Origin of the sequence: Gardnerella sp. DNF00038 (assembly GCF_049262855.1) — a bacterium.
Classification (GTDB): Bacteria; Actinomycetota; Actinomycetes; order Actinomycetales; family Bifidobacteriaceae; genus Bifidobacterium; species Bifidobacterium vaginale.
The window spans coordinates 192,079-217,765 of the sequence record NZ_CP058407.1; the positions used below are offsets into that span (position 1 = coordinate 192,079).

The following is a 25,687-nucleotide window of genomic DNA, read 5'->3' on the forward strand; positions in this document are numbered from 1 at the left end:
CATGACTGATATGGTGAATGACGCAATTAAGGAAGATTCTGTGATGGAAAATCAGAACAACGAACCACTTCTTTCTGTACGCAATTTGCAAGTTAGCTTTGCTTCGGAAGCTGGTACGGTTCATGCAGTACGCAATATGAATTTTGATTTGTACCGCGGAAAAACCATTGGTATTGTAGGTGAATCTGGATCTGGTAAGTCGGTTACTTCCCTTGCTGTTATGGGCTTGCTGGATAAGAACGCGTCTGTTAAGGGTTCTGTTGTTTATAAGGGCGAAGAGCTGTTAACGAAGTCTGATGCAGAGATGAGTAAGATTCGTGGCAAGAATATTGCTATGGTATTCCAGGATCCTCTTTCTGCTTTAACTCCAGTGTTTTCTATTGGAGATCAGCTTAAGGAAGCTTTGGTTATTCATAATCCAGATATGACCGAAGAACAGATTCGTGAGCGCTCTATTGAATTGCTTAACTTGGTTGGTATCACTAAGCCAGCTGAGCGCTTAAAGTCTTTCCCTCACGAATTTTCTGGCGGTATGCGTCAGCGCGTTATGATTGCTATGGCAATCGCGAATAACCCAGATATTATTATTGCTGATGAGCCTACTACCGCTTTGGATGTTACTATTCAGGCTCAGGTTTTGGATGTTTTGAAGAAAGCGCAGAAAGAAACTGGCGCAGCGATGATCTTCATTACTCACGATTTGGGTGTTATTGCTGGCGTTGCAGACGAAGTTATTGTTATGTATGCGGGTCATTTGGTTGAGCATAATAGCGTTGAGGAGATTTTTGCTCACCCAACTCAGCCATACACAATCGGCTTGCTTGGCGCTGTTCCGCGCGTTGATCAAAAGCGTACTCGTCGCTTAACTCCAATCTCTAAGCCAACAATGGATATGTTGATGGCAGAAGAAAAGAGTGGAGATACTAGCGACATGATGGGTCTGGAAGCAGAAAGCGAAACTGTTCGCGCGCTGCTTCATGCGGAAACCGAAAAAACGATTAAGCCAATGTTTGAGGGCATTCCTCGCGAGGATCGCAAGGTTGTTTTGGATGTTAAGGGATTGGTTAAAACGTTCCCAATTACAGGTGGCGGTTTCTTGAGACGCAAGGTTGGCGAAGTTCGCGCTGTTGATGGTATTGACCTTGAGATTCGCGAAGGCGAAACTGTAGCTCTTGTTGGCGAATCTGGTTCTGGTAAGTCAACTACTTTGATGGAAATCATGAGTTTAAAGAAGCCAGAAGCTGGCTCTATTACAGTTTTTGGCACCGAGCTTAACGATAAGTTGACTAAAGAGCAGCGTCGCGAGCTTCGTTCTAAGATTCAATACGTGTTCCAGGATCCTATGAGCTCTCTTGATCCTCGTATGCTTGTTTACGATATTTTGGCAGAGCCTCTTCATGTTCAAAAGAAGTCTAAGGAAGAGATTCGTCAGCGTATTGCGGAGCTTATGCAGCTTGTTGAGCTGAATCCAGATCAGGTTGATCGCTTCCCAACGCAGTTCTCTGGTGGCCAGCGTCAGCGTATTGCTATTGCTCGCGCTTTGGCTGTAAACCCTAAGCTGCTTCTTCTTGATGAGCCTGTTTCTGCCTTGGATGTTTCTATTCAGGCTGGAATTATTAACTTGCTTGAAGATTTGCAAGACAAGTTGGGTGTTGCTTACTTGTTTGTGGCTCACAATATGGCGGTTGTTCGTCATATTTCTAGCAGAATTGCTGTTATGTACCACGGACGCATTGTTGAATCTGGCGAAACGGATGAGGTGTTTGATAATCCTAAGCATCCGTACACTAAGGCTTTGATTAGTGCTGTGCCAATTCCAGATCCTGCGATTGAGAAGAATCGTAAGCGTATTATTCTCAATGAAGAAGATTCGTTTGATGACGTTGCAAGCGTCTGATTCTAATCTTTTGTGAATACGCCTAAACTTTTTGTTTAGGGCAATTTTGATCGCGTGTGTTATGCAAGACACACGCGATTTTTTGTTACAGGCACATAAATTCTAAAAAAAGTAATATATTTTGTTTTTTAATTAAAATAAACTAAAAAATTTTCTGTTTGACTGTTTTATGTATTTAATTTTCTTTTTTATGGATTAAATCTTAAGTAACAAAAGCTTAAATTCAGTATTTGTTAAAAAAGTCGTAACACAAAATGTCAAAAGATTAGATATACTCTACACACATACCAGAAAGCGGACATCATTTCTGGGGAATGAGAGGAATCATGAAAAAAACTAATGCAGGCAAATTAACTGTATTCGCCGCAGCTGCACTTTCTGTTGCAATGCTACTCGGCGCTTGCGGTGGCACAACTGCTACTACAGCAGATAAGGCCAAGGGCGGTATGACCGAAGAGCCAGCCGCAGGTGTGGATACTTCCTACACTGGCGCTCTTCCAATGCCTAAGGTTGACAAGCGCTATGACAATCCACAGCCTCGTGACAATGTTAAGGATGGCGGTACTTACACGTTCTCGCTTTCTGACATGGGTCCAAACTGGAACTACGCTTCTAACGACGGTAACACCGCGTATATGAGCACTTTGTGGGGCTTCTACCAGCCATCGCTTCTTTATTACGATACCGTTAAGGGCGAGAAGGTTAAGTACAACCCTGATTACATTACTTCTGTTAAGAAGGTTAGCGACAAGCCACTCGTAGTTCAGTACGATTTGAACCCAAAGGCTAAGTGGAACGATGGTACAGACATCGATTACACTGCTTTCAAGGCTACTTGGGAAGTTATGAATGGCCAGAACGAAGCCTACTCTGTACCATCTCACGAGGGCTATGACTGCATTGAGTCCGTTGAGCAGGGCGCAAATCCTAAGCAAGTAATCGTTAAGTACAATAAGCCATGCGCAACTTGGGAATTGCTTTTCGCTCCATTGGTTCATCCAAAGGCAACCGATCCAACCGTATTCAACCAGGGTTGGGTAAATAATCCTCACAACGAGTGGGGTGCAGGTCCATTCGAGATTCAGTCCGCAACCGAAGATCAGGTTGTTTTCGTGCGCAATCCAAAGTGGTGGGGCAAGAAGGCAAAGCTTGACAAGGTTGTTGTAAAGCGTATGGAAGATACCGCTGCAATGAACGCCTTCCAGAACGGCGAAATCGATTCCGTGGATTCCATCTCCACCAAGGATAAGGTTAAGGCTGCTCGTAGCGTTAAGGGCGCTCAGCTCCGTTACGGCTACAGCACCAAGATTCGTGTTATTAACTTAAACGCAAAGGCTGGCGCATTCAAAGACAAGGCCGTGCGTAAGGCCGTTGTCCAGGCATTCGACGTTGCCACCTACAACAAGATTCAGTTCCAGGGTATGAGCTGGAAGAGCGAGCAGCCAGGTTCGGAGCTTCTCTCCATGTTCCAGGCTGGCTACAAGAACAACCTCCCAGCTGATGGTAAGTTCAACGTAGAAAACGCTAAGAAGACTCTTGAGGCCGCTGGCTACAAGATGGGCAAAGACGGTTACTACGCTAAGAATGGTAAGACCGTTCAGTTCACATTTACCTTCTTCGGCGATGACTCTACTCAGGCAGCTCTTGCTAACGCATTCCAGGCCATGATGAAGAAGGCTGGCATGAAGTGCAAGACTGTAAACAAGCCTGCTTCTAAGTTCTCTAAGACTGTAAGCTCCTTCGACTTCCAGGTGCTTCCAATGGCTTGGGTTTCCCAATCCCCATTGAGCTTCGTGGGATCCGCTTCCCAGGTCTACGGTTCTAAGAGCGATTCCAACTTTACTGGCACTGGCAACAAGAAGATTGATGCCCTGCTCGCCAAGGTTGGTAAGACTTACGATTACAAGGAACAGACTGCATTGGCCAACAAGGCTGAGTCCATGGCTTTCGCCGAGTATGGTACGCTTCCAGTTTCTGCTCCTCCAACCTATCAGGCATACAAGAAGGGCTTCGCTAACGGCGGTCCTGCTGGATATGCTAACGTTTTTGTTGAAAACATTGGTTGGCAGAAGTGAGTAAATTTGTAGCGATAACTCGCGCAAGTTTACTAAGCTGATTGCTTAACTTATAGCATGTGGCGTGTGGTCTTTGGCTGCACGCCACATGCTTTTGCTGTAATCGCGTGCGTAGTTACGCAGAAAATAATCGCGTAAAAAATAGTCGCGCAAAAATAAACTCAGAAAAATAGTATAAACTTAATAAAACTTAATAAAAAATAAATCGCGAAGTCAAAAATAAGGGAGAATCTAGCGCATGTATGTAAATCCAAGTAAACGCAAAGACGCGAGTAATGTGCGCTGGGTTTTGCAATATTGTAAGCCAGATATGTGGAGAGTAGGCGTATCGCTAGTTCTTTTTACTATAAACGACACAATGGCAATGACAATGCCGCTGCTTTCGGGCTTTATTGTAGACAAAGTCATTATTGGAAAACAGCATGATTTGCTTGCTTTTGTATGCGTGCTAATGGTTGCAATGATGATTATTCGCGTAGGCTCAAGATATATCTACCAGCTTCAAATGGAAAGATTTGGCCAAAACGCCGTGTATCGCCTTGTAAGCGACGAGTACGAGAAGCTGCATTCGCTTGATTTTACATACTTTAATCACACGCGCACAGGCGACATTATGAGCCGCATGACTTCGGATACGGACGCGATTCGCCACATTTTAAGCTGGGTGTCTTATATGGCGCTGGATTGCTTAGTAATGTTTGTGTTTGCGCTAGTTATAATGTTTTCAATCCAATGGCAGCTAGCTCTAGCGCTTATGGCAATTACACCATTTTTATTCTGGCTTGCAAGACTTATGGGCAAGAACGCTAGGCCAAAGTTCCTTGCGATTCGCGAATCGTTTGCACGCATGAATTCAATGGTAGAAGAAAACATTGAAGGCAATCGTGTTGTAAAAGCTTTTGTGCGCGAGCCTTTTGAAACACAGAAATTCGATAAATGCAACGAAGACTACTTTAACCGCAATATTACGCTTGCAAAAAACACACAAAAATACATGCCATGGCTTGACGGCATGGGCTTTGCGTTAGAGCTTGTAACAGTAGGATTTGGTGGATGGCTTGTGCTTAATGGAAGCATGACTTTAGGTGCGTTTGTAACGTTTAACAGCTTCCTTTGGATGCTCCACATGCCAGTAAGAATGGTTGGGTGGCTTATTAACGATTGGCAGCGATTCAACGCAGGATGCGTAAATATTCGTAAGCTTCTCACGCAAGAATCGCATATTGATTTGCCATCTGCCTCCGAGAAAAACGTTAAGGTAAAGGGCCATGTAACTTTTGAACACGTTGATTTTGCGTTCCCAGATGATCTTGATTCCCCAGTTTTAAGCGATATTGATTTAGATGTTCCAGCAGGAACAAAGCTTGGAATCTTAGGGGAAACGGGGTCTGGAAAGTCAACGCTTGTAAGTCTTATAGCAAGATTCTATGATCCTACGCTCGGCCGCGTTTTAATTGATGGAAAAGACGTGCGCGAATGGCCTCTAGAAATTGTTAGAAATCAAGTTAGCATAGTTGCGCAAGAAACATTCCTGTTTTCCGATACGATTGCAGGAAATATTGGCTTTGGGTTGCCTCAAAACGAGGAAAATTGCAAAGAATTAGATAACACGATTAGGCGCATGGCAAGAATCGCAGATGCAGACGATTTTATTATGAATATGCCAGAAGGCTACGAAACTGTAGTAGGCGAGCGAGGAGTTGGTCTTTCGGGCGGTCAAAAGCAGCGTTTAAGTCTTGCTCGCGCGTTAGCTAATAATCCTGCAATCTTGATTATGGACGATACAACTTCTGCAGTAGACATGGAAACTGAGGAGCATATTCAAAAAGAACTAAAAAAGTTAGATGGTTCTCGCACAGTAATCACAATTGCGCACAGAATCTCGTCTGTTAAAGACGCAGACATGATTATTGTGCTAGATCACGGCAAAATCGTAGAACGCGGAACGCATGAGCATCTTGTGGCGTCGCATGGAAGATATTGGGAAATCTACAAAAAGCAGCTTGGTATGCAAATGGGCAAAGCTTTGGGATTTGAAGATTTAGACAAGGCTAAAGGTGAGTAGAATGGCGCAACGCAACACTTATAAAGAAGATGAAAGCCAAGAAGAGCACGTAAATTTACACGAGTTGATGCGCGTTCGCAAATACATAAAGCCGTACGCATGGCAATTAGTAAAAATAGTTTTAGTTGTTATTAGCGGAAGTTGCATTATGACAATAACGCCAATGATTACAAAAACACTTATAGACGTAGTTTTGCCTAATAAAAACGTTTCTTATTTGTATGCGCTTATTGCATTGTTTGGCGTGCTTATTGTGCTATATGAGCTTGGTTTGGCATACAGAACGCTTGCTATTACGCGACTTGGTCAAATGATAATTAAAGATATGCGACGAGATATTTTTACGCACGTGCAATCGTTGTCGTTTGATTACTTTGATTCGCGCCCACACGGCAAGATTTTGATTCGCATAGTAAACTACATTAATACGCTTTCCGACACGCTTTCGTCTGGTTTAATCAACGTATTTTCCGATGTTTTTGTGCTAATCATTACGCTGATCGCAATGTTTGCTATAGATTGGCGAATGGCATTGTGGAGCCTTGTATTATTCCCGGTTTTTATAATCTGGACTCGCACTTTGCAAATTTTGCAACGAAAAGCGTCTAAAAAATTGTCGAATAAACAAAGCAATCTTAACGCATATTTGCACGAATCAATCGCAGGCGTAAAAACCACTCAAACTTTTGCGCGCGAATCAGAACAATACGCTACATTCCAAGATCAGCAGTCGGGAGTCAGAAAAGCGTGGATGCGAAACGTTAGAGTGCAAATGCTACTTTGGCCAGGAGCTTCGATTATTGAAAGCGCAGCAATTTCGCTGCTTTACTACGTTGGCATAATGAATGCAAGTAGTATGAACATAAGCACGGGTACGCTTATAGCATTTGTGTGGTATTCGAGTACTTTTTGGGAGCCAGTTGTAAACATTGGTAACTTCTACACGCAACTCGTAACATGCTCAGTGTATTTGGAGCGTATTTTTGAAACGCTAAGCATTAAGCCAAATATTGTAGATAAGTCAGATGCAAAAGAATTGCCGCAAATTAAAGGCAGGGTTGACGTAAACGACGTTGTGTTCCGCTACGAAGAGAACGGAAAGCCGATTTTGAATTTAGTTGACTTGCACATTGAGCCTGGAACAACGGTTGCGCTTGTAGGTCCTACTGGAGCGGGTAAAACAACGCTTGTAAGCCTGCTTTCTAGATTCTACGACGTTTCCGAAGGCTCAATCACAATTGACGGCTACGATGTGCGCTCAATAACGTTAGCATCTTTGCGAAAGCAAATGGGCGTTATGCTTCAAGACAGCTTTATATTTAGCGGAACTGTTAAAGAAAACATTCGCTACGGCAAGCTTGACGCAACAGACGAGGAGATTGAGTCGGCGGCTCGCGTAGTTCACGCGCACGAGTTTATTGAAGAATTGCCTAATGGCTACGATACGGAAATTGAGGAGCGAGGAGCCACTCTTTCTGCAGGACAAAGGCAGCTTATATCGTTTGCCAGAGTATTACTTGCGAATCCGCGAATTCTAATTTTAGACGAAGCAACAAGCAATATAGATACGCGTACAGAAGAGGCGTTGCAAGCAGGATTAGCTCAATTGCTTAAAAATCGCACTTCTTTTGTAATTGCACACAGGCTTTCTACAATAGAGAATGCGGATTTGATTTGCGTGATTGACCATGGGCAAATCGTGGAGCGCGGAAGCCATGAGCAGCTTATGGCGCAAAAAGGTGCGTATTACAGGCTTGTGGAATCGCAATACGCTGCGATTAGTGCTGCGATCCAGTAAGCGCAAAAGTTGCGTTTTAAGTCACGTTTTAAGCCACGTTAAATATGCGACTACACTTGTAAATCATGAGTAAGCATCATCGCGAACACAATTGGGCGCCTTCTTTAACAGAGCAGTCTGAAATATGGCAGAATCTAATTAAAGAAGGCATAACAATCGCAGACGACCACACGCACATGTTAAGCGTAGTGGATTTTGCAAAAAATCTTAATCAAGAATTATCGCAAAAAGGGCGAGAACCAATTGCGGAACCAAGTGCAGATGACTTAGTAAATAGTGCAAAAGCATCAGGCGTTTCTAAAATGATTGAGGTTGGATGCGAATATCCAAATTGGCAGCCAACAATAGATTTTGCGGCAGCTCACGCGGATTGCGTGCGTGCTGCAATAGCGATTCACCCCAACGAAGCGCCTCTACACGGTCATAGGGGAGCAGAAGGACCAGACGGCTTACCGGTGGTTTATAAGCCGTATCATGATATTTCATTTGACGAAGCAATGCAACACTTGCGCTCGCTAGTCGTAGATAACGCAGAAGAAGTAGTGGCAATAGGTGAAACGGGATTAGACTATTTTCGCACAGGCGAGTCTGCAAGGATTTACCAACGCGAATCATTCCGCGCGCATATAGCACTTGCAAAAGAGCTTAATTTGCCGCTTCAAATTCACGATAGAGATGCTCATAGTGATGTTGTAGAAATTTTGCTAAAAGACGGAGCGCCAGAGCGCACAGTGTTTCACAGCTATTCTGGCGGGAAAGACTTAGCTCAAGTGCTAAAAGAAAACGGATGGTACGCAAGTTTTTCTGGAACGATTAGCTATAAAGGTAACGAAGATTTACAAGAATCTGCGCGAATCATTGGCAAAGATCATATAACTGTTGAAACAGATGCGCCGTACCTTACACCAATGCCGTATCGAGGTCGTCCGAACGCGCCTTATATGGTTCCTTATACACTTGAATCGTTAGCAACCGCGCTTGACTGTTCTTTGCTAGAAGTAGCAAAGTCAACTTTAAAAACAACGAAAGAAATCTACGGTTTTTAGATGATCTAGTCTTATATTCTTGCTTTGATTAAGCCTTATTTTTCAAGGATTCTATGCTGACTTTGCTTTATATATCTGTTATTGTATACAATATTTAGGTACAAATAAATAAAACTGTAAGCAGTAAGACCATATGCGACTTCTTATTATGGCAGATTATTGCAAAGAAGAGGTCTTACTTTTTGGAGGAAAAATCAAGCATGACTAAGTCACGCGTTTCAGCGCTATCTAACGATAACGCTAAGGATCTTCGCAACGGGGCGAAGGAGTCTGAGAAGGCTGCTAAGGGAGTAACGAACCCTAAAGAGGCGATCCTAAAAGCCGCTTCTTTTACAAAAGCGCCAAAAGTTTCTCAGAAAACCACCACTCGCGAAGAACGAGAGGCGTTGGCGTATCAGCAGGCTAAAGAAGTTAAAGAGGCTGAAAAGCTTGCGGATAGTGCGGTTAGAGGTCCACTTGGCAGATGGTGGGCAAAGATACAAACCAGCTCAGATAAATTTACTTTAGGTATGTCGATAGTGGCATTGGGCGTTGTTTATGGAGATATTGGAACTTCTCCTTTGTACACTGCTCAAACATTCTTAGCTGGTCAAGGCGGATTGCAAAACATTAGTCGCGAAGCCGTTTACGGAATGTTATCCCTAGTGTTTTGGTCAATCACGCTGATCACAACCGTAAAATACGTGTTTGTAGCTATGCGCACAGACAACAAAGGCGAAGGTGGAATTTTTGCACTCTACTCGCTTATTAGACGAAAAGGCGCGTGGCTTGCGATTCCAGCAATGATTGGCGGTGCTGCGTTCCTTGCGGATTCTGTTCTAACTCCAGCAGTTTCAATATCTTCCGCAGTTGAAGGTCTGCGAACTATATCTGCGTTTAGGCCTATTTTCTTAGAAAACGACAATCTATCTTTAATGATCACCGTGGTTATTATTGTGATTCTGTTTTCGGTTCAACAGCGAGGAACTGAAAGAATAGGCAAAGTTTTCGGCATAGTAGTTATGATATGGTTCGGATTCCTAGCGCTTGTTGGAATCATGAATATTGGAGAAGATTGGGCAATTTTTGAAGCTTTGAACCCAATTTACGGCTTGAAGTTTTTGTTTAGTTCGCACAATGTGCAAGGAATGGCGTTAATGGGCATCATATTCCTTTCCACAACAGGTGCGGAAGCCTTGTATTCTGATATGGGTCATGTTGGGCGTGGAAACGTTTACGTTACGTGGCCATTTATTAAAGTTGCTCTTGTTCTAAACTACTTTGGTCAAGGCAGCTGGATGCTACAACATCAAAACAATAAAGCATTATGGTCTATAGAAGGCTTAAATCCTTTCTTCCAGATGCTCAGCCCGAATTTACGTTATGTAGCAGTTGTGCTTTCTGTAACAGCAGGCATTATTGCATCACAGGCTTTGATTACTGGTGCATTCACTATGGTTTCAGAAGCTACAAGCCTTAATTGGATGCCTCATCTCCAGGTGCGTTACCCTGCGCGTACTCGTGGTCAGCTTTATATTCCAGTTGTTAATTTTGTGCTTTGTCTTGCAACTCTTACGGTTTTAGCTGTGTTTAAAGATTCAGAGCATATTTCGGGAGCATATGGTCTTGCACTTACGCTTACCATGATTGCTACAACAACACTTCTTACTGTTCACATGTGGTATCAAAAGAAGAAGATTGCTGCTTTAATTTTTGCCACTGTGTTCTTGATTATCGAGATTTTGTTCTTTATAGCATCTATGGCAAAATTCATGCATGGTGGTTGGTTTACCATGATTCTTGGGGCTACGATTCTTATCGTTATGCTCACTTGGAAGGATGGCACTAAGATTGAGCGTTCTCAACGCTTGCACATGAAGCCTAAGGATTTTCTGCCTGTGCTAGATAAGCTTCATCGTGATTTCCGTATTCCTTATTTTGCGGATAACATTGTTTATTTGACTTCCGATAAGGAAATGAAGCGTTTGGATACTGGAATCTTCTTCTCTATTTTTGCGGATCATCCTAAGCGTGCGCGCGCGTGGTGGGCTGTGTCAGTGGAAACGGATGATGCTCCGTTTACTCGCGAATATTGCGTGGAGAATTTTGGTACGGACTATTTGTTCCGCGTTAAGATCAAACTTGGGTTTAAGGTTTCTCCTTCGATTCCTGCGTATTTGCATCAGATTATGCACGATTTGTCGCATACTGGCGAGCTTCCGCAACAGCAATCTGTGTACCCTAAGGTTGATGCGGATCCAGATATTGGTCCAATTCGTTACGTGCTTTTACATAAGGCTTTGATGCCTGAGTCGAATATTTCTTTGCGTGGTGCGTTATCGCTAAAAATGAAGTATGCGATTCGTCATATTGCTGGTACGCCTGTTAAGTGGTTTGGATTAGCTCCGTATAATCCTGTTGTAGAAGTTCAGCCGTTGTTTGTTTCCACTCGTAGACCTCCTCGTTTAAAGAGAGAAGAAGTTGCTTCTTCTAGAGCAGTTCAGTCTTTGCAAGGTTCAGGAATTGTGTCTGATGTTGCGTCGGATGCTGAACAAACAACTATTATGAACGCTAGAGATATTGTTAATGCAAATGTTTCTAGCGATGGCAAGTCTGAGAAGTCTGAAAAGTCTGCAAATAAGGAGACTAAGGAATCTAAAATATCTAACACTGGCAAAATCGCTAGAATAGATACTGGTCAGATTAAAGCAGTTAAAAAGTGAAGTGATTTAAGCAACTAAGCAACAAGTGCTTTGTTTGTGTTGCTTTGTTTTAAGGAGCGCGGTGTAATTATGCTTGCAGATTTGCCTGATTTTAATAGGATCGAAAAGTTGCATCGCGCTACTGCGCCAAGTGAAGCTGCGTACAATTTGATTCACTGCCATTGTGTTGTTATTGCTACGATTTCTTGGATGATCGCAAGACGTCAAAATCAGTTGTTGGCTTTTAAGCAGCTTGGTAGTATTGAGGATTTTGCGGATAAGTCGCCAGCATCCGTCGAACGGATTATGCTTTGTCAAATATCTAAAATCAATAAAGACTTAAAAAGTAGATGTGATTTAGCAAAGTCGTGTCTTGAAAAATTAATAAATTTAGATCCGTTATCTCTTCCTCAAATCGATGGAGGTGCGGCTCCAAGTGATTATGTAGACGAATATGCTGCATTTGCTGGAGGATTGTTGCACGATATAGGAACTTATTTTGTTTTAGCTAAAGATGGTTCGCGCGAAGAGAACGGTAAGTTGGAGTTTGACGGTCCTCATTATATTTTGCACGGCTTGCGCGGCTACAACTATTTGATTGATAACGGTTTTAGCGAAGATACTGCGCAATTTGCGCGTAATCATACTGGTGTAGGGCTGACTCGCGAGCAAGTTGTTTCTCAGAATTTACCGCTTCCAGCTGGCGACTATATTCCGCAAACTATTGAACAAGAAATTGTGATGGTTGCAGATAAATACAACAGTAAGTCGATTCCGCCGCGATTTTTAACAGTTGATACATATAGACGTAAAGCTGAACGATTTGGCGAAGAAAATGCAAAGCGATGGATGTTCTTGGTTAATAAGTATGGCAGAGTGAGTGTTTGCAAGCTTGCAGATTTCTTTGGGCTTAAGGTTGATTAGGCAAAGTTGATTAAGCTTTGCTTTTATGGCTATAAAGCCGCTAATCCAAGTGCAGTGTTTACTTCGGCTACAATATCGTGCATAGCAGCGCTTGCTGCAGCTGCGTCACCTTCCATAATTGCCTGCGTTACCTTTTTATGGTTTAATATCGCTTCTTTATTTGGTTTTTGCGGATAAAGATTTAGCTCAACTCTGCCGCGTAATACGCTTTCGACTATTGAACTAAGTTTTGCAAAAATCGGGTTACCGCTATTTGCAAGCAAAAGAGTATGGAACTGGATATCTAATTCATGAAAATCTGCCAGTCTATTTTCTTCTACCGCTTTTACCATATCGTGACCAATTACGCCCAATTTATAGCGTATTTCTACATCTCCGCGTAATGCACATCCAGCTGCTGCGGCAGGTTCTACAACAAGACGAAGTTCTGTTAATGCTCGTAGTTCATTTTCTCTGTATGGTGAATGTAGTTTCCATGTGATTACTCGTGTATTTAAATCGTCCCAATTTTCTGGATTGCAAGCTATTACGCCTGTTCCGCGTTGAAATTGTACGCAACCCAAAGATGCTAATAGTCTTGTTGCTTCTCGAGCTACTGTTCTAGATATTCCATATTGTTTTTGAATATCTTCTAGTTTTCGATTAGTTTTTGGCTCCCATTTGTTATTTACTATTTCATCTGCGAGAGAATCTGCTATAGATAGATGTAAAGGAGCGTTTTCGGTCACTAAGTCACTAGAAATTTGACTTTGTGTGGTATTAGACACCATATTTGCCTCGCAGTTTTATGTATACTTATGGTTTCATCCTAGCAAATAGAAAATGAAAATATAGTTATGCTCAAAAAATAACATATCAAAGACTCTTAATTCTTTGACAAAGAGTCTTTGTGTGGTATTCTTATAGTGTTGTCAATAACAAAGGAGCTATTATGGCGATTCACATTGTAGTGATGGGCGTTGCTGGTTGCGGCAAGTCTACTGTTTCTGAGGCAATTCGCGATCAACTTGGTTACACTCTGGCAGAAGGTGATGATTTTCATCCAAAAGCTAATATAGATAAAATGTCCGCAGGAATTGCGCTAACAGATGAAGATCGTTGGCCTTGGTTGGATCTTATTAACAAATGGATGGTTGCGCGTGAAAGTCTTGGAGAAAACACAGTTGTTTCAAGCTCTGCATTAAAACGGTCATATCGCGAAGTTCTTTCTAAAAATCTAAACGTGTACTTCTTGCATTTAAACGGAAGCCATGAGTTAATAGCGCAGAGGCTAAAAGATCGTAAAGGACACTTTATGCCACCATCTTTATTGCCAAGTCAGTTTGCAATTTTGGAGCCTCTAGGTAAAGAAGAAAACGGAACCGTTATATCGATTGAAGGTTCTGTTGAAGATATGGTTCATAGAGCTATCAAAGCAGTAAAAACATATGAACAATCGCAGCTGCAAAAACAATCATAAATTCAAAACAATAGCAATTGTAAAGTGGCGCAATTGTAAAGCAGCACAAAAATATACATTCAAAAATTACTAACGCAAATAACAAAGTTGTTAGCGCATTGATCGTAAACAAAAGATCACAAGGAATTATAAATAAAGCATCACAATAATTAAAACAATTCACAAAATCATGGAGGATTTATGAGTGGGTTAATTCTTGCGGCAATATTAGGTATAGCGCTTATTGTCGTACTTATTGCAGTGGTAAAAGTACATCCCTTCCTATCGTTAATGATTGGTTCGATTGCAACTGCAATCATTGCAGGAGTTCCATATGATAAAAGTCTTACAAGCTTTACTAATGGAGTTGGTTCCACAGCATCAGGAGTTGGATTACTCATTGCTTTAGGCGGAATTATTGGAATTCTTCTTACGCGTTCTGGTGGAGCAGACGTGATTTGTGACACCATACTTAAGAAAGCTCCAGAACATAAACTTCCATGGGCTATGGCGCTGAGCGCATTTATTGTTGGAATTCCACTGTTCTTTGAAGTTGGTGTAGTGATACTTATACCAATTATTCTTCTTGTTGCTCGTCGTACAAAAATGCCAGTAATTGCTTTAGGAATACCGGCGCTCGCAGGCTTATCGGCTTTGCATGCTTTTGTACCGCCACATCCTGGACCACTTGTTGCTATTGATGCTTTGCACGCAAACCTTGGATTGACTTTGGCTTTTGGTTTGATTATCGCCATACCAACTGTAGCAATCGCAGGACCTCTAATGGTTCATTGGATGGTAAAAATGGTTCCTATTCAAGCTAAGCAAGAAGAAGACAATAAGAAGGAAGATAAGCCACAAAATCGTCCTACATTCGCGGAAGCATCTAGCGTAATTTTACTTCCAGTAATTCTTATGCTTGCAGCCAGTGTTGTTGATATTACGGGGCAATCAAAATCTACATTTGGTAGTGTAATCGCATGGATTGGAACACCACTTGAAGCTCTTACAATCACTACTATTTTTGCGATGATATTATTTGCTATTCGCGCAAAGTGGAGTAGGGATACATTAAATTCTCTGGTAGGCCTTTCGTTCTCCTCAATTGCAAGTATCTTGTTGATTGTTGCTGCTGGAGGTGGATTCAAGCAAACTCTTGTAGATTCTGGAATTGGTAAAGTTATTGCTACGGGCATTGTTCAGGCAAATCTTAATCCTCTTCTTGCTGGATGGATTGTTGCTGTACTAATTAGGCTGGCGACTGGATCTGCAACCGTTGCAACCGTAACGGCATCTGGTATTGTTGCACCTTTGGCTGCAAATCTAAATCAAGTACAATTAGCGTTACTCGTACTAGCTATTGGTGCTGGATCAATCTTCTTATCTCATGTAAATGATGCTGGATTCTGGTTGGTTAAAGAATATTTCGGTATGAGCGTAGGACAAACATTTAAAACATGGTCATTAATGGAAACAGTATTGTCTGTTGTTGGACTTGCAATTATTATGCTAGTTTCCGCTGTTGTTCCTGTGTTCATATGAAATTAAAAAGATTATCTGAATAAGTTTTGTGACAGTTTTGCAAAAGTTATTAAAAGTTATTAAAAGTTATCAAAAAATTTGAAGGAAGGAATTTATTATGCAATTAGGTGTTATCGGTTTAGGGCGCATGGGTGGAAACATGGTTAAGCGCTTGCGCGAAGGAGGTCATGAAGTTGTTGGATATGACGTTAGTGCCGAATCAAATCGAGATGTTGATTCTTTAGAAAAATTGGTACAAAGACTTTCTAGTCCGCGTATTGTATGGGTTATGGTTCCAGCTGGTTCTCCTACAGACACAACTATCGAAAAATTAAGCAATCTTCTCGAAGATAATGACCTAGTAATTGATGGAGGCAATACTAGGTATATTGATGATCAACGTCATTCTGCTGAATTAAAAGCAAAGGGAATCCATTTTATGGATGTTGGAGTTTCAGGCGGAGTTTGGGGATCGACTCGTGGATACGCATTGATGGCTGGCGGCTCCGATGAAGATTATCAGAGAATGCTACCAATTTTCGAGACTTTGAAGCCTGAAGGCCCTGACGGACTCGTTCACGCTGGTGCTGTTGGCGGTGGTCATTTTGCCAAGATGGTTCACAATGGAATTGAATACGGGATGATGCAGGCTTTTGGTGAAGGCTTTGCAACAATGATGCGTTCAGAATTAATAGATGATCCAGCTAAGGTTATGTCTTCATGGCGCCAAGGTTCTGTTGTTCAGTCTTGGTTGCTTGACTTATTCGCGCGCGCTGCAAAAGACGATCCAACATTAGAATCTATGCCTCCTGTTGCTAATGAATCTGGTGAAGCAAAGTGGATGGTTGAAGCTGCACTTGAACTTGGTGTTCCAACCCCAGTTACCGCATGCTCATTGTGGGCTCGTCAAGTATCTCGCGGAGGTGGAGATGACACTTTGCGAGTAGTTTCATCGTTGCGTGCGCAGTTTGGTGGTCATGTCACTAAAAAATAGTCAAAGTAAGTAGAAAATATCTAAGGTAAAAATAGATAAAAAATAGATAAAGAATAGATAAAGATTGTATAGATGGGCAGTTATGTGTTAATTGCCCATCTATTTTATTTTCGACACTCCCGGGTTTTGTGTTTTTTATGGTTTTTTGTTTGTTTTTTGGGTTGTTTTTGGTTTTGTGTTGGTGGTTTGTTGTGGTTTTTTGCGTGTTTTCGACACGCCGATGTTTTGGCTTGTTTTCAATGGTTTTGTGGTGTTTGTTTGGTGTTGGTTTGCGTTTTGGTGGGGTTTGGTGTAAGTTTATCTCTTGCTGCTCAGCGCGGCTGGTTCTCCTCGGTTGAGGTTGATGGGCCGGCTGGTGTGGTGGTGGTTTGAGAACTCAAGAGCGTGTCTGTACTACTTATTAGTTAATTATTGCCAGTTCATTGTCAGCCTCACGGATTGTGGGGTGCCTGAGAGATGGTTAAATGATGGTGAGGTTTTTTGTTGGGATGTTCTTTCCTTAAAGAATGTCTCGTCTTTTTCTTTTATATTGGAGCCTTTTGTTGGCTCTTCATTGAAGTTTTTCGTGGAGGGTTCGATTCTGGCTCAGGATGAACGCTGGCGGCGTGCTTAACACATGCAAGTCGAACGGGATCTGACCAGCTTGCTGGTTGGTGAGAGTGGCGAACGGGTGAGTAATGCGTGACCAACCTGCCCCATGCTCCAGAATAGCTCTTGGAAACGGGTGGTAATGCTGGATGCTCCAACTTGACGCATGTCTTGTTGGGAAAGTGTTTAGTGGCATGGGATGGGGTCGCGTCCTATCAGCTTGTAGGCGGGGTAATGGCCCACCTAGGCTTCGACGGGTAGCCGGCCTGAGAGGGCGGACGGCCACATTGGGACTGAGATACGGCCCAGACTCCTACGGGAGGCAGCAGTGGGGAATATTGCGCAATGGGGGAAACCCTGACGCAGCGACGCCGCGTGCGGGATGAAGGCCTTCGGGTTGTAAACCGCTTTTGATTGGGAGCAAGCCTTTTGGGTGAGTGTACCTTTCGAATAAGCGCCGGCTAACTACGTGCCAGCAGCCGCGGTAATACGTAGGGCGCAAGCGTTATCCGGAATTATTGGGCGTAAAGAGCTTGTAGGCGGTTCGTCGCGTCTGGTGTGAAAGCCCATCGCTTAACGGTGGGTTTGCGCCGGGTACGGGCGGGCTAGAGTGCAGTAGGGGAGACTGGAATTCTCGGTGTAACGGTGGAATGTGTAGATATCGGGAAGAACACCAATGGCGAAGGCAGGTCTCTGGGCTGTTACTGACGCTGAGAAGCGAAAGCGTGGGGAGCGAACAGGATTAGATACCCTGGTAGTCCACGCCGTAAACGGTGGACGCTGGATGTGGGGCCCATTCCACGGGTTCTGTGTCGGAGCTAACGCGTTAAGCGTCCCGCCTGGGGAGTACGGCCGCAAGGCTAAAACTCAAAGAAATTGACGGGGGCCCGCACAAGCGGCGGAGCATGCGGATTAATTCGATGCAACGCGAAGAACCTTACCTGGGCTTGACATGTGCCTGACGACTGCAGAGATGTGGTTTCCCTTCGGGGCAGGTTCACAGGTGGTGCATGGTCGTCGTCAGCTCGTGTCGTGAGATGTTGGGTTAAGTCCCGCAACGAGCGCAACCCTCGCCCTGTGTTGCCAGCGGGTTATGCCGGGAACTCACGGGGGACCGCCGGGGTTAACTCGGAGGAAGGTGGGGATGACGTCAGATCATCATGCCCCTTACGTCCAGGGCTTCACGCATGCTACAATGGCCAGTACAACGGGTTGCTTCATGGTGACATGGTGCTAATCCCTTAAAACTGGTCTCAGTTCGGATCGTAGTCTGCAACTCGACTACGTGAAGGCGGAGTCGCTAGTAATCGCGAATCAGCAACGTCGCGGTGAATGCGTTCCCGGGCCTTGTACACACCGCCCGTCAAGTCATGAAAGTGGGCAGCACCCGAAGCCGGTGGCCTAACCCTTTTGGGATGGAGCCGTCTAAGGTGAGGCTCGTGATTGGGACTAAGTCGTAACAAGGTAGCCGTACCGGAAGGTGCGGCTGGATCACCTCCTTTCTACGGAGTTTTTGTGCACGCTCGGATTGAGTGTGGTTACTGGTGTGGAAAACAATAGTTAATGTTTTTAGATGAGTTTGTTGGGCATGCTTTTGGGTTCCCGGATTGCCACCCCCCTTTTTTGGGGTTGCGGTCCTGGCCCTTGGATTACAGGTTGAGGCTTTTTGGTTTTTGGCTTGTGTTCTTGGTGTTTGGTGGTTTGAGAACTGGATAGTGGACGCGAGTAAGAATAGTGAGACTGTTTTTGGTTTTGCTTGTTTTTACTTTTATCAATTTCAACCGGCTCCATTTTGGTGGAGTCGCTTGATCGTTTTGTGATCGTTTAGTGTGATGATTTATTGTCTAGAGAGTTAAGCGATAGGCTTTTTACTGGTGTATCACTGGTAAGGGCGTATGGTGGATGCCTTGGTAGACAGGACCGATGAAGGACGTGACGGGCTGCGATATGCCTCGGGGAGCTGCCGAGTGGGCTTTGATCCGAGGATTTCCGAATGGGGAGACCCGGCCACTGTTATGGGTGGTCACCACAGTTTTTGTGGGGGGTACGCAGGGAAGTGAAACATCTCAGTACCTGCAGGAAAGGATACTCCGTGAGTAGTGGCGAGCGAAAGCGGATCAGGCTAAACCGAGTACGTGTGATAACCGTCAGGTGTTGCGTATTCGGGGTCGTGGGATTGACTGTTCAGCCTCTGACGGGGTTGAGAAGAGTGATAAAATGTCGTGTTATGTGAATGGGATTGAATTCCCAGCCGTAGAGGGTGATGGCCCCGTAGCAGGTTGCGCGATGTCTTTTTATGTTTATTCCCAAGTAGCGCGGGCCTCGTGGAATCCCGCGTGAATCTGCCCAGACCGTTGGGTAAGCCTAAGTATTCCTGTCTGACCGATAGTGTACTAGTACCGTGAGGGAAAGGTGAAAAGCACCCCGGGAGGGGAGTGAAATAGTTCCTGAAACCGTGCGCTTACAATCCGTCGGAGCCTTCTTTGTGGGGTGACGGCGTGCCTATCGAAAAATGAGTCTGCGAGTCAGTGGTATGTGGCGAGGCTAACCCGGGTGGGGGAGCCGTAGCGAAAGCGAGTTTTAAAAGGCGTTTTAGTCGCATGTCCTGGACCCGAAGCGGGATGATCTAGCCCTGAGCAGGTTGAAGCGCGGGTAAGACCGTGTGGAGGACCGAACCCACCTAGGTTGAAAACTGGGGGGATGACTTGGGGTTAGGGGTGAAAGGCCAATCAAATTCCGTGATAGCTGGTTCTCTCCGAAATGCATTTAGGTGCAGCGTCATGTTATTGCTTGCAGGGGGTAGAGCTACTGGATGCTTGCGGGCCCATACCGGGTACTAATAGCAGCCAAACTCCGAATACCTGTTAGGTTTATCATGGCAGTGAGTCGGCGGGGGATAAGCTCCGTCGTCAAAAGGGAAACAGCCCTGATCGTCGTCTAAGGTCCCGAAGCGCGTGCTAAGTGGGAAAGGATGTGGAGTCGCATAGACAGCCAGGAGGTTGGCTCAGAAGCAGCCATCCTTGAAAGAGTGCGTAACAGCTCACTGGTCTAGTGGTTCCGCGCCGACAATGTAGCGGGGCTTAAGCACGCCACCGAAGACGCGACTGCATGATTTAGTTCATGTGGGGTAGGAGAGCGTCCTGTATGGGGTGAAGCGGCAGTGTGAACTTGTCGTGGACTATACGGGAGTGAGAATGCAGACATGAGTAGCGAGAGACAGGTGTGAATCCTGTCCGCTGAATGACTAAGGGTTCCGGGGCCACGTTCGTCGTCCCCGGGTGAGTCGAGTCCTAAGGCGAGGCCGACAGGCGTAGTCGAATGGATGAACGGGTTGATATTCCCGTACCGGTGTTACACCGTTCGAACTGAATCTGAGAGTACTAACCTTCGTTATTCTGGTTGATTGCCTTTCGGGGTTTTCTTCTGGTTTAGTGTTGGGACTGTATCGGTAGTAGGTTAGCGTGGGAGTGACGCGGGTAGGTAGCCGGCTGCGGAGGTGGTTTTCCGTGGCTAAGCGTGTGGGCTGTCCTCTAGGTAAATCCGGGGGATGTTTAAGCTGAGGCGTGATGGGTAGGCTGTAAGGCTGATTCCGGTGATCCTGCTTGCCGAGAAAAGCTTCAACGTGAGGTGTGATTCCGCTCGTACCCTAAACCGACACTGGTGGTCTGGTAGAGTATACCAAAGCGATCGGGCGAATCCTGGCCAAGGAACTCGGCAAATTACTCCCGTGCCTTCGGCATAAGGGAGACCCCTGATGGTGATGTTTTTTACAAGCGGAGCTGTTGGGGGTGGCACAAGCTAGGGGGTAGCGACTGTTTACCAAAAACACAGGAGCGTGCGAAGGCGTAAGCCGCTGTATACGCTCTGACGCCTGCCCGGTGCCGGAAGGTTAAGAGGATCCGTTAGCTTCGGTGAAGCGGTGAATTTAAGCCCCGGTAAACGGCGGTGGTAACTATAACCATCCTAAGGTAGCGAAATTCCTTGTCGGGTAAGTTCCGACCTGCACGAATGGCGTAACGACTTCCCCACTGTCTCGGCCAGGAGCCCGGCGAAATTGCAGTACGAGTAAAGATGCTCGTTAAGCGCAGAAGGACGAAAAGACCCCGGGACCTTTACTATACCTTGGTATTGTCGTTAGGTGTGGATCGTGTAGCATAGGCGGGAGGCTGTGAAGCGTGGGCGCTAGCTTGCGTGGAGTCGATCAGTGAAATACCGCTCTTTCCATATCTGGCGTCTAACCTCGACACGTTATCCGTGTTAGGGACAGTGCCTGGCGGGTAGTTTAACTGGGGCGGTTGCCTCCTAAAGAGTAACGGAGGCGCTCAATGGTCCGCTCAGCCCGGTTGGCAATCGGGTGTTGAGTGTAATCGCACAAGCGGGCTTGACTGTGAGACTGACGGGTCGAGCAGGGACGAAAGTCGGAGATAGTGATCCGGTGCCGGCGTACGGACGTGGCATCGCTCAACGGATAAAAGGTACCCCGGGGATAACAGGCTGATCATTCCCAAGAGTCCATATCGACGGGATGGTTTGGCACCTCGATGTCGGCTCGTCGCATCCTGGGGCTGGAGCAGGTCCCAAGGGTTCGGCTGTTCGCCGATTAAAGCGGCACGCGAGCTGGGTTCAGAACGTCGTGAGACAGTTTGGTCTCTATCCTCTGCGCTCGTTGGAATGTTGAGGAGACCTGCCCATAGTACGAGAGGACCTGGGTGGACGAACCTCTGGTATGCCGGTCGTCACGCCAGTGGCGCTGCCGGTTAGCTACGTTTGGAAGGGATAACCGCTGAAAGCATCTAAGCGGGAAGCCTGCTCCAAGATTAGCATTCCTTGCACTTTGTGTGTGAGCCCCCATGTAGAACACGTGGTTGATAGGCTGGATGTGGAAGCCCTGTAAGGGGTGGAGCTGACCAGTACTAATGGGCGATTGTGATACTACTTGTATTGCTTATCGTTTAATTCTCTTAGATAGTATGGAGTGTTAGACGGTCATTTTATGGTTAAGTTGTTGATTTTGATGATTGTTTCTTCTGTTTGCTCGCGTTCATGTCCGGTTCCCAAACCGCCAAGTTGCCGCTCGTTTAAAGCGAGTGTATAATCTAGTTTTGCGGTGGTCATGGCTCAGGTGAGACGCCCGGTCCCATTCCGAACCCGGAAGCTAAGGCCTGACACGGTGAGGGTACTGCACTCGATAGGGTGTGGGAGACTAGCACGCTGCCGCATTATTCTTTCTAGCGGGGAACTTGATTGTTCCCCGCTATTTTATTATTTAAGCTTAGGTTATCGTCGAACACGTTCATATTCTTGTAGTGCGATTGTACCAAAACATGTTAGTGTAAAGAATCTTGTTAGCGTAAAGAGTAGTGTGTAAGTGTAGCTTTAACACAATTAGACGGAAGTATGTATGAAAAAGGCTCTTATTAACATTGATTATACGAATGATTTCGTTGCAAGTGATGGCTCGCTTACAGTAGGAGAGCCTGCACAAAAGCTCGAGAAGCGAATTACAGAGATATCGCAAGAATTTCTAGACGCTGGAGAATTCGTTGTTTTTGCAATCGATACGCATCATCTAAACGATCCGTATCATCCTGAAGCTAAGCTTTTCCCACCTCACAATATTGCTGGAACACACGGTCAGAAACTGTATGGCATGCTTGGCAATTTTTATGAGGCAAATAAAGATAAAAGCAACGTTTATTACATTCATAAGACGCGCTACTCGTCGTTCAATGGCACTGATTTGCTGATTAAGCTTCGCGAACGTCATATTGAGGAGCTGCATTTGGTAGGCGTTTGCACAGATATTTGCGTGCTTCACACGGCTGTCGATGCGTATAATCTTGGATTCAAGATTGTGGTTCACAAAGATGCAGTCGCAAGCTTTGATCCTCAAGGTCACGAGTGGGCTTTGCGCCACTTTAAGACTTGTCTTAATGCAGATATTGTAGAAGGCTAAGATCTTTAGCTAAAAATATAAATAATTATTAAATAATCAATTATTAAATAATCGACGCTGGTTGCTTTGAGCTGCCAGCGTTTTTGTTTAATCGGAGTGTCGACTTGACTATTAATGAGAATCATTATTATTATTGATAGACGTTGTAAAGATGTCTTCGAGTAGTTATGTGTAAAAGAAGAGTACACATTGCGAAATAGAGAAGATGAAGTGTAGAGAGCGAAATAGTAATTATGACTCAGGTCATTAAGAATATGGTAAAACGCGCGTTTGCAATGTGTGGCGTTGCGGTGCTTGCGTTTGCGGTGCTGGTATCGGGGTTCAGCGCTGCAAATCCTGCGTATGCGGATGAAGAAGATTCTCAGAATGTTTGGGTTGGCAGTGATGATGTTAGAGGAGATCAATATTCCCCTGAAGAAAAAGTCACAATTAACTCCGGGCATGTAGACGCTTTTTATTCATTCCAAACTAGAGAAAATAGTGATCTGCTAATGGGTCTTAGCTATGGGAATGTAATTTATTCTCCTAAAAATGTGACGATGACTATTTCTGATTCGTCATTTTATACTTCAAATCTTCCTTACAAAAATGCTGGAGATATACCTTTTAATACGTCAGATGGCTATTGGCGTTTGAACGGTTCAGGAAATAAGCAGAGTAGCGAAGTATTTCCTGGCTGGGATTCGTCTAATTCTCGTTTTTCTGTAGGAGCTAAAGATACTAGCGACGCTTGCGCAGATATAGTAATTGATAAAGTTATTGCCCCTGAAGGCGGACGCGTTCTTGCTTGGACTCAAAAAACAAATGATAATAATGAAACTTTTGTGTCATCTTTAGAAGCGCATGATAAAGATGATGAAAGTGTAGCTGGAAGTCGATTCGTAATGCCTGGCATTATACATCAGTCAATGGTTGGTCATGAACATGCTGATTGGGTTTTTACAAAGCCGGGAACTTACAAAATTAGCGCTTACACAATAGTAAAAAATAAGAAAACTGGCACAACTGTTACTTCAAAGCATGCTACGTATACTTTCGAAGTAAAACATAATAAAACACATGCAGTTTCAAGCAAAACAGAAACTTTGCAGATGGATCCTAATCGCGTGCCGCCAACAAGAGATCCTAAATTTGTTGAAGAATCATTGTCGGGCAGCACACATTGCAGAGAAGACGATAGTAATATTTGCATTGTTGGCGTAAGAAATACTGGTTCACATCCGCATTATCACTCGTATGAGCCGGGTGGTGAAGTTAGCCTTTCAGTGTATTTGCCAAAATCAATACGCGGTAAAAAAGATACCAAGCCATCTTGGACGTATATTCGAGAAGACGAAAAAGGTCCTGATTTTTCATACGATTTTAATAGCAATTTTCCAGTAGGGGATAGAGATCCAGATCTTAAAGAAACATTTAATATTCCAGCAGAGCCTGCATTAAATGGAATGCTTGTTAATGCAACGATAAGCGGTGGGATTGAGTTGGGATTAGGTTTTGGAGATGATAGAGATACTGTAAAAATTGTGGTAGATGATCATGGTGCTGATGGAAGGCCTGTGGTTGCTGCGGTTGGTAGGATGAAACCTCTTGGAGTTGGAGATACACTAAATCTTCGTTCTGTGCTTTATAGTCCACGAGTATCTGTTATTAAAGGTCAAAAGCAAGATCCAGACGTTCAAGTTACTTCCATAGTAAAAAGGCATGTTTGGCTTATTAAAAAAGCTGGCGAAACAAAATTTAAGTACATACCTAAAGAAGAAGGTAAGAACTTAAATTTGAAGATTGACGAAAGTATGGATGGAGCTATTGTTCGCTCGTCGCTTGTGCTTGAGAACGGCGAATTGTACAGAAATGAAGAATTTAACGATTTTACCGATTATCAAATATGGTTGAAAAATTCAGAGAAAGAACATTCTGGTAATAAGGACAATAATAAGAAGTCCAATAAGAAAAAATCTACGAACAATAAAACAAAAAACAAGAAGAATAAGAAAAATAAGAAGAATCGTAAAAAGAATAAGAACCATAAGTCTAATGGAAACGATGAATCTGATAGCCAGAATGAGATAGAAGACGGCAATCAGGACGAAGAATCCAATAACACAGGTGAATCAAAAGAAAAGAATAACAATAAGGAATCAGAGTCAGATAATAAAGATTCTAAAAAGAACAAAAAGAAAAACGATAAGGATAAAGATAAAAAGAAGAATAAGAATAAGTCAGATGAAAACGAAGATGATTCCAATTCGTCTGATTCTTCCAATTCGCATAACTCTTCCGAATCGTCAGACTCTGACAATAACAGTTTTAAGCAATCCGCAACCACTCCGTTAGTTGCAAGAACTAATACTAATAATGTATTTACAAATGCTAGTGGAAGCTTCACAAAATCTTCTTCTAAAGGATTAGGCGGATTGTCAAATGGTATTTCTTCTTCAAAACATTCTAAGAAGATGAAAAAAGTGAAATTGCTTAGTAAAAAAGGTAAAAAGTCAAATAAAACTAAAGCTGCTTCATACAATTCTGATGATGAAAACATTGAGGATTCAGAAGTACTAGAAGAGTCAGAAGAAGAACAAGAAGAGAAAAGTCACAAAACAAAGTGGGTAGCTGCTGCTGTAGGAACTGCAAGCGTGAGCTTGTGTGCTGTAACAGGCGCTGGGGCTTTCTTGATGAGACCACGTATGAAGTTGTTGTAGAAGGA

The 25,687-nt window shown here is 44.0% G+C and carries 14 protein-coding genes and 3 rRNA genes; 16 read left to right on the plus strand and 1 reads right to left on the minus strand.

Translation table 11 applies throughout. The features are described 5' to 3' along the window. The first annotated feature begins 1 nt into the window (after position 1). From HXT19_RS00735 to HXT19_RS00765, 7 genes are all read left to right on the plus strand, one after another. A complete protein-coding gene (locus tag HXT19_RS00735) occupies positions 2 to 1,897 on the plus strand; it encodes an ABC transporter ATP-binding protein (protein ID WP_020760736.1) in 1,896 nt (631 codons plus the stop codon). 326 nt (positions 1,898 to 2,223) lie between these two features. Continuing rightward, positions 2,224 to 3,972 carry an ABC transporter family substrate-binding protein gene (locus tag HXT19_RS00740; RefSeq protein WP_422119707.1) on the plus strand — a complete coding sequence of 583 codons (1,749 nt, stop codon included), beginning with the start codon at positions 2,224 to 2,226 and terminating at the stop codon, positions 3,970 to 3,972. Between the two features lie 238 nt (positions 3,973 to 4,210). Beyond that, the gene (locus HXT19_RS00745) at positions 4,211 to 6,037 is read left to right on the plus strand and encodes an ABC transporter ATP-binding protein (RefSeq protein ID WP_422119708.1); all 1,827 of its coding nucleotides are present in this window, start codon (positions 4,211 to 4,213) and stop codon (positions 6,035 to 6,037) included. A 1-nt stretch (position 6,038) separates the two neighbouring features. Further along, a complete protein-coding gene (locus tag HXT19_RS00750; protein ID WP_101891985.1) occupies positions 6,039 to 7,835 on the plus strand; it encodes an ABC transporter ATP-binding protein in 1,797 nt (598 codons plus the stop codon). A gap of 65 nt (positions 7,836 to 7,900) precedes the next feature. After that, a complete protein-coding gene (locus tag HXT19_RS00755) occupies positions 7,901 to 8,881 on the plus strand; it encodes a TatD family hydrolase (RefSeq protein WP_004118191.1) in 981 nt (326 codons plus the stop codon). Positions 8,882 to 9,081: 200 nt separating this feature from the next. Further along, a complete protein-coding gene (locus tag HXT19_RS00760) occupies positions 9,082 to 11,583 on the plus strand; it encodes a KUP/HAK/KT family potassium transporter (RefSeq protein ID WP_004112737.1) in 2,502 nt (833 codons plus the stop codon). Positions 11,584 to 11,652: 69 nt separating this feature from the next. Continuing rightward, positions 11,653 to 12,486: an HD domain-containing protein gene (locus HXT19_RS00765; RefSeq protein WP_004112735.1), complete on the plus strand. Its 834-nt coding sequence runs from the start codon at positions 11,653 to 11,655 to the stop codon at positions 12,484 to 12,486. Between the two features lie 29 nt (positions 12,487 to 12,515). Here the strand turns inward: HXT19_RS00765 and HXT19_RS00770 are convergent, their stop codons facing one another. After that, entirely contained in the window at positions 12,516 to 13,256 is a 741-nt protein-coding gene (locus HXT19_RS00770; protein WP_004112733.1) for a FadR/GntR family transcriptional regulator, read from the minus strand. A gap of 161 nt (positions 13,257 to 13,417) precedes the next feature. Between HXT19_RS00770 and HXT19_RS00775 the strand changes: the two genes are divergently transcribed. The 9 genes from HXT19_RS00775 to HXT19_RS00815 all read left to right on the plus strand — a co-directional run bounded on the left by HXT19_RS00775 (position 13,418) and on the right by HXT19_RS00815 (position 25,682). Next, positions 13,418 to 13,945, plus strand: coding sequence for a gluconokinase (locus HXT19_RS00775; protein ID WP_004112729.1), 528 nt, complete (start codon positions 13,418 to 13,420; stop codon positions 13,943 to 13,945). Positions 13,946 to 14,125: 180 nt separating this feature from the next. Further along, on the plus strand, positions 14,126 to 15,466 hold the full coding sequence (locus HXT19_RS00780; RefSeq protein WP_004112718.1) for a GntP family permease: 1,341 nt from the start codon (positions 14,126 to 14,128) through the stop codon (positions 15,464 to 15,466). 97 nt (positions 15,467 to 15,563) lie between these two features. Next, positions 15,564 to 16,439 (plus strand): phosphogluconate dehydrogenase (NAD(+)-dependent, decarboxylating), encoded by an 876-nt coding sequence (gnd, locus tag HXT19_RS00785; protein ID WP_004118197.1) that lies wholly within the window; start codon positions 15,564 to 15,566, stop codon positions 16,437 to 16,439. Between the two features lie 72 nt (positions 16,440 to 16,511). Continuing rightward, positions 16,512 to 16,811 carry a hypothetical protein gene (locus HXT19_RS00790; protein ID WP_422119709.1) on the plus strand — a complete coding sequence of 100 codons (300 nt, stop codon included), beginning with the start codon at positions 16,512 to 16,514 and terminating at the stop codon, positions 16,809 to 16,811. A gap of 190 nt (positions 16,812 to 17,001) precedes the next feature. After that, positions 17,002 to 18,529, plus strand: a 16S ribosomal RNA gene (locus HXT19_RS00795). Positions 18,530 to 18,902: 373 nt separating this feature from the next. Continuing rightward, a 23S ribosomal RNA gene (locus HXT19_RS00800) occupies positions 18,903 to 21,963 on the plus strand. Positions 21,964 to 22,130: 167 nt separating this feature from the next. Continuing rightward, a 5S ribosomal RNA gene (gene rrf, locus HXT19_RS00805) occupies positions 22,131 to 22,247 on the plus strand. The 16S, 23S and 5S rRNA genes sit together here, the layout of an rRNA operon. 181 nt (positions 22,248 to 22,428) lie before the next feature. Continuing rightward, positions 22,429 to 22,983 carry a cysteine hydrolase family protein gene (locus tag HXT19_RS00810; protein ID WP_004118082.1) on the plus strand — a complete coding sequence of 185 codons (555 nt, stop codon included), beginning with the start codon at positions 22,429 to 22,431 and terminating at the stop codon, positions 22,981 to 22,983. Between the two features lie 233 nt (positions 22,984 to 23,216). Continuing rightward, the gene (locus tag HXT19_RS00815; protein ID WP_048730833.1) at positions 23,217 to 25,682 is read left to right on the plus strand and encodes a choice-of-anchor M domain-containing protein; all 2,466 of its coding nucleotides are present in this window, start codon (positions 23,217 to 23,219) and stop codon (positions 25,680 to 25,682) included. The last annotated feature ends 5 nt before the right edge of the window (positions 25,683 to 25,687 follow it).

What these genes read in the sequence shown, in the direction of transcription:
- HXT19_RS00735 (WP_020760736.1), top strand. Translation starts at nt 2, where the DNA reads ATGACTGATATGGTGAATGACGCAATTAAGGAAGATTCTGTGATGGAA.
- HXT19_RS00740 (WP_422119707.1), top strand. Translation starts at nt 2,224, where the DNA reads ATGAAAAAAACTAATGCAGGCAAATTAACTGTATTCGCCGCAGCTGCA.
- HXT19_RS00745 (WP_422119708.1), top strand. Translation starts at nt 4,211, where the DNA reads ATGTATGTAAATCCAAGTAAACGCAAAGACGCGAGTAATGTGCGCTGG.
- HXT19_RS00750 (WP_101891985.1), top strand. Translation starts at nt 6,039, where the DNA reads ATGGCGCAACGCAACACTTATAAAGAAGATGAAAGCCAAGAAGAGCAC.
- HXT19_RS00755 (WP_004118191.1), top strand. Translation starts at nt 7,901, where the DNA reads ATGAGTAAGCATCATCGCGAACACAATTGGGCGCCTTCTTTAACAGAG.
- HXT19_RS00760 (WP_004112737.1), top strand. Translation starts at nt 9,082, where the DNA reads ATGACTAAGTCACGCGTTTCAGCGCTATCTAACGATAACGCTAAGGAT.
- HXT19_RS00765 (WP_004112735.1), top strand. Translation starts at nt 11,653, where the DNA reads ATGCTTGCAGATTTGCCTGATTTTAATAGGATCGAAAAGTTGCATCGC.
- HXT19_RS00770 (WP_004112733.1), bottom strand. Translation starts at nt 13,256, where the DNA reads ATGGTGTCTAATACCACACAAAGTCAAATTTCTAGTGACTTAGTGACC.
- HXT19_RS00775 (WP_004112729.1), top strand. Translation starts at nt 13,418, where the DNA reads ATGGCGATTCACATTGTAGTGATGGGCGTTGCTGGTTGCGGCAAGTCT.
- HXT19_RS00780 (WP_004112718.1), top strand. Translation starts at nt 14,126, where the DNA reads ATGAGTGGGTTAATTCTTGCGGCAATATTAGGTATAGCGCTTATTGTC.
- gnd (WP_004118197.1), top strand. Translation starts at nt 15,564, where the DNA reads ATGCAATTAGGTGTTATCGGTTTAGGGCGCATGGGTGGAAACATGGTT.
- HXT19_RS00790 (WP_422119709.1), top strand. Translation starts at nt 16,512, where the DNA reads ATGGGCAGTTATGTGTTAATTGCCCATCTATTTTATTTTCGACACTCC.
- HXT19_RS00810 (WP_004118082.1), top strand. Translation starts at nt 22,429, where the DNA reads ATGAAAAAGGCTCTTATTAACATTGATTATACGAATGATTTCGTTGCA.
- HXT19_RS00815 (WP_048730833.1), top strand. Translation starts at nt 23,217, where the DNA reads ATGACTCAGGTCATTAAGAATATGGTAAAACGCGCGTTTGCAATGTGT.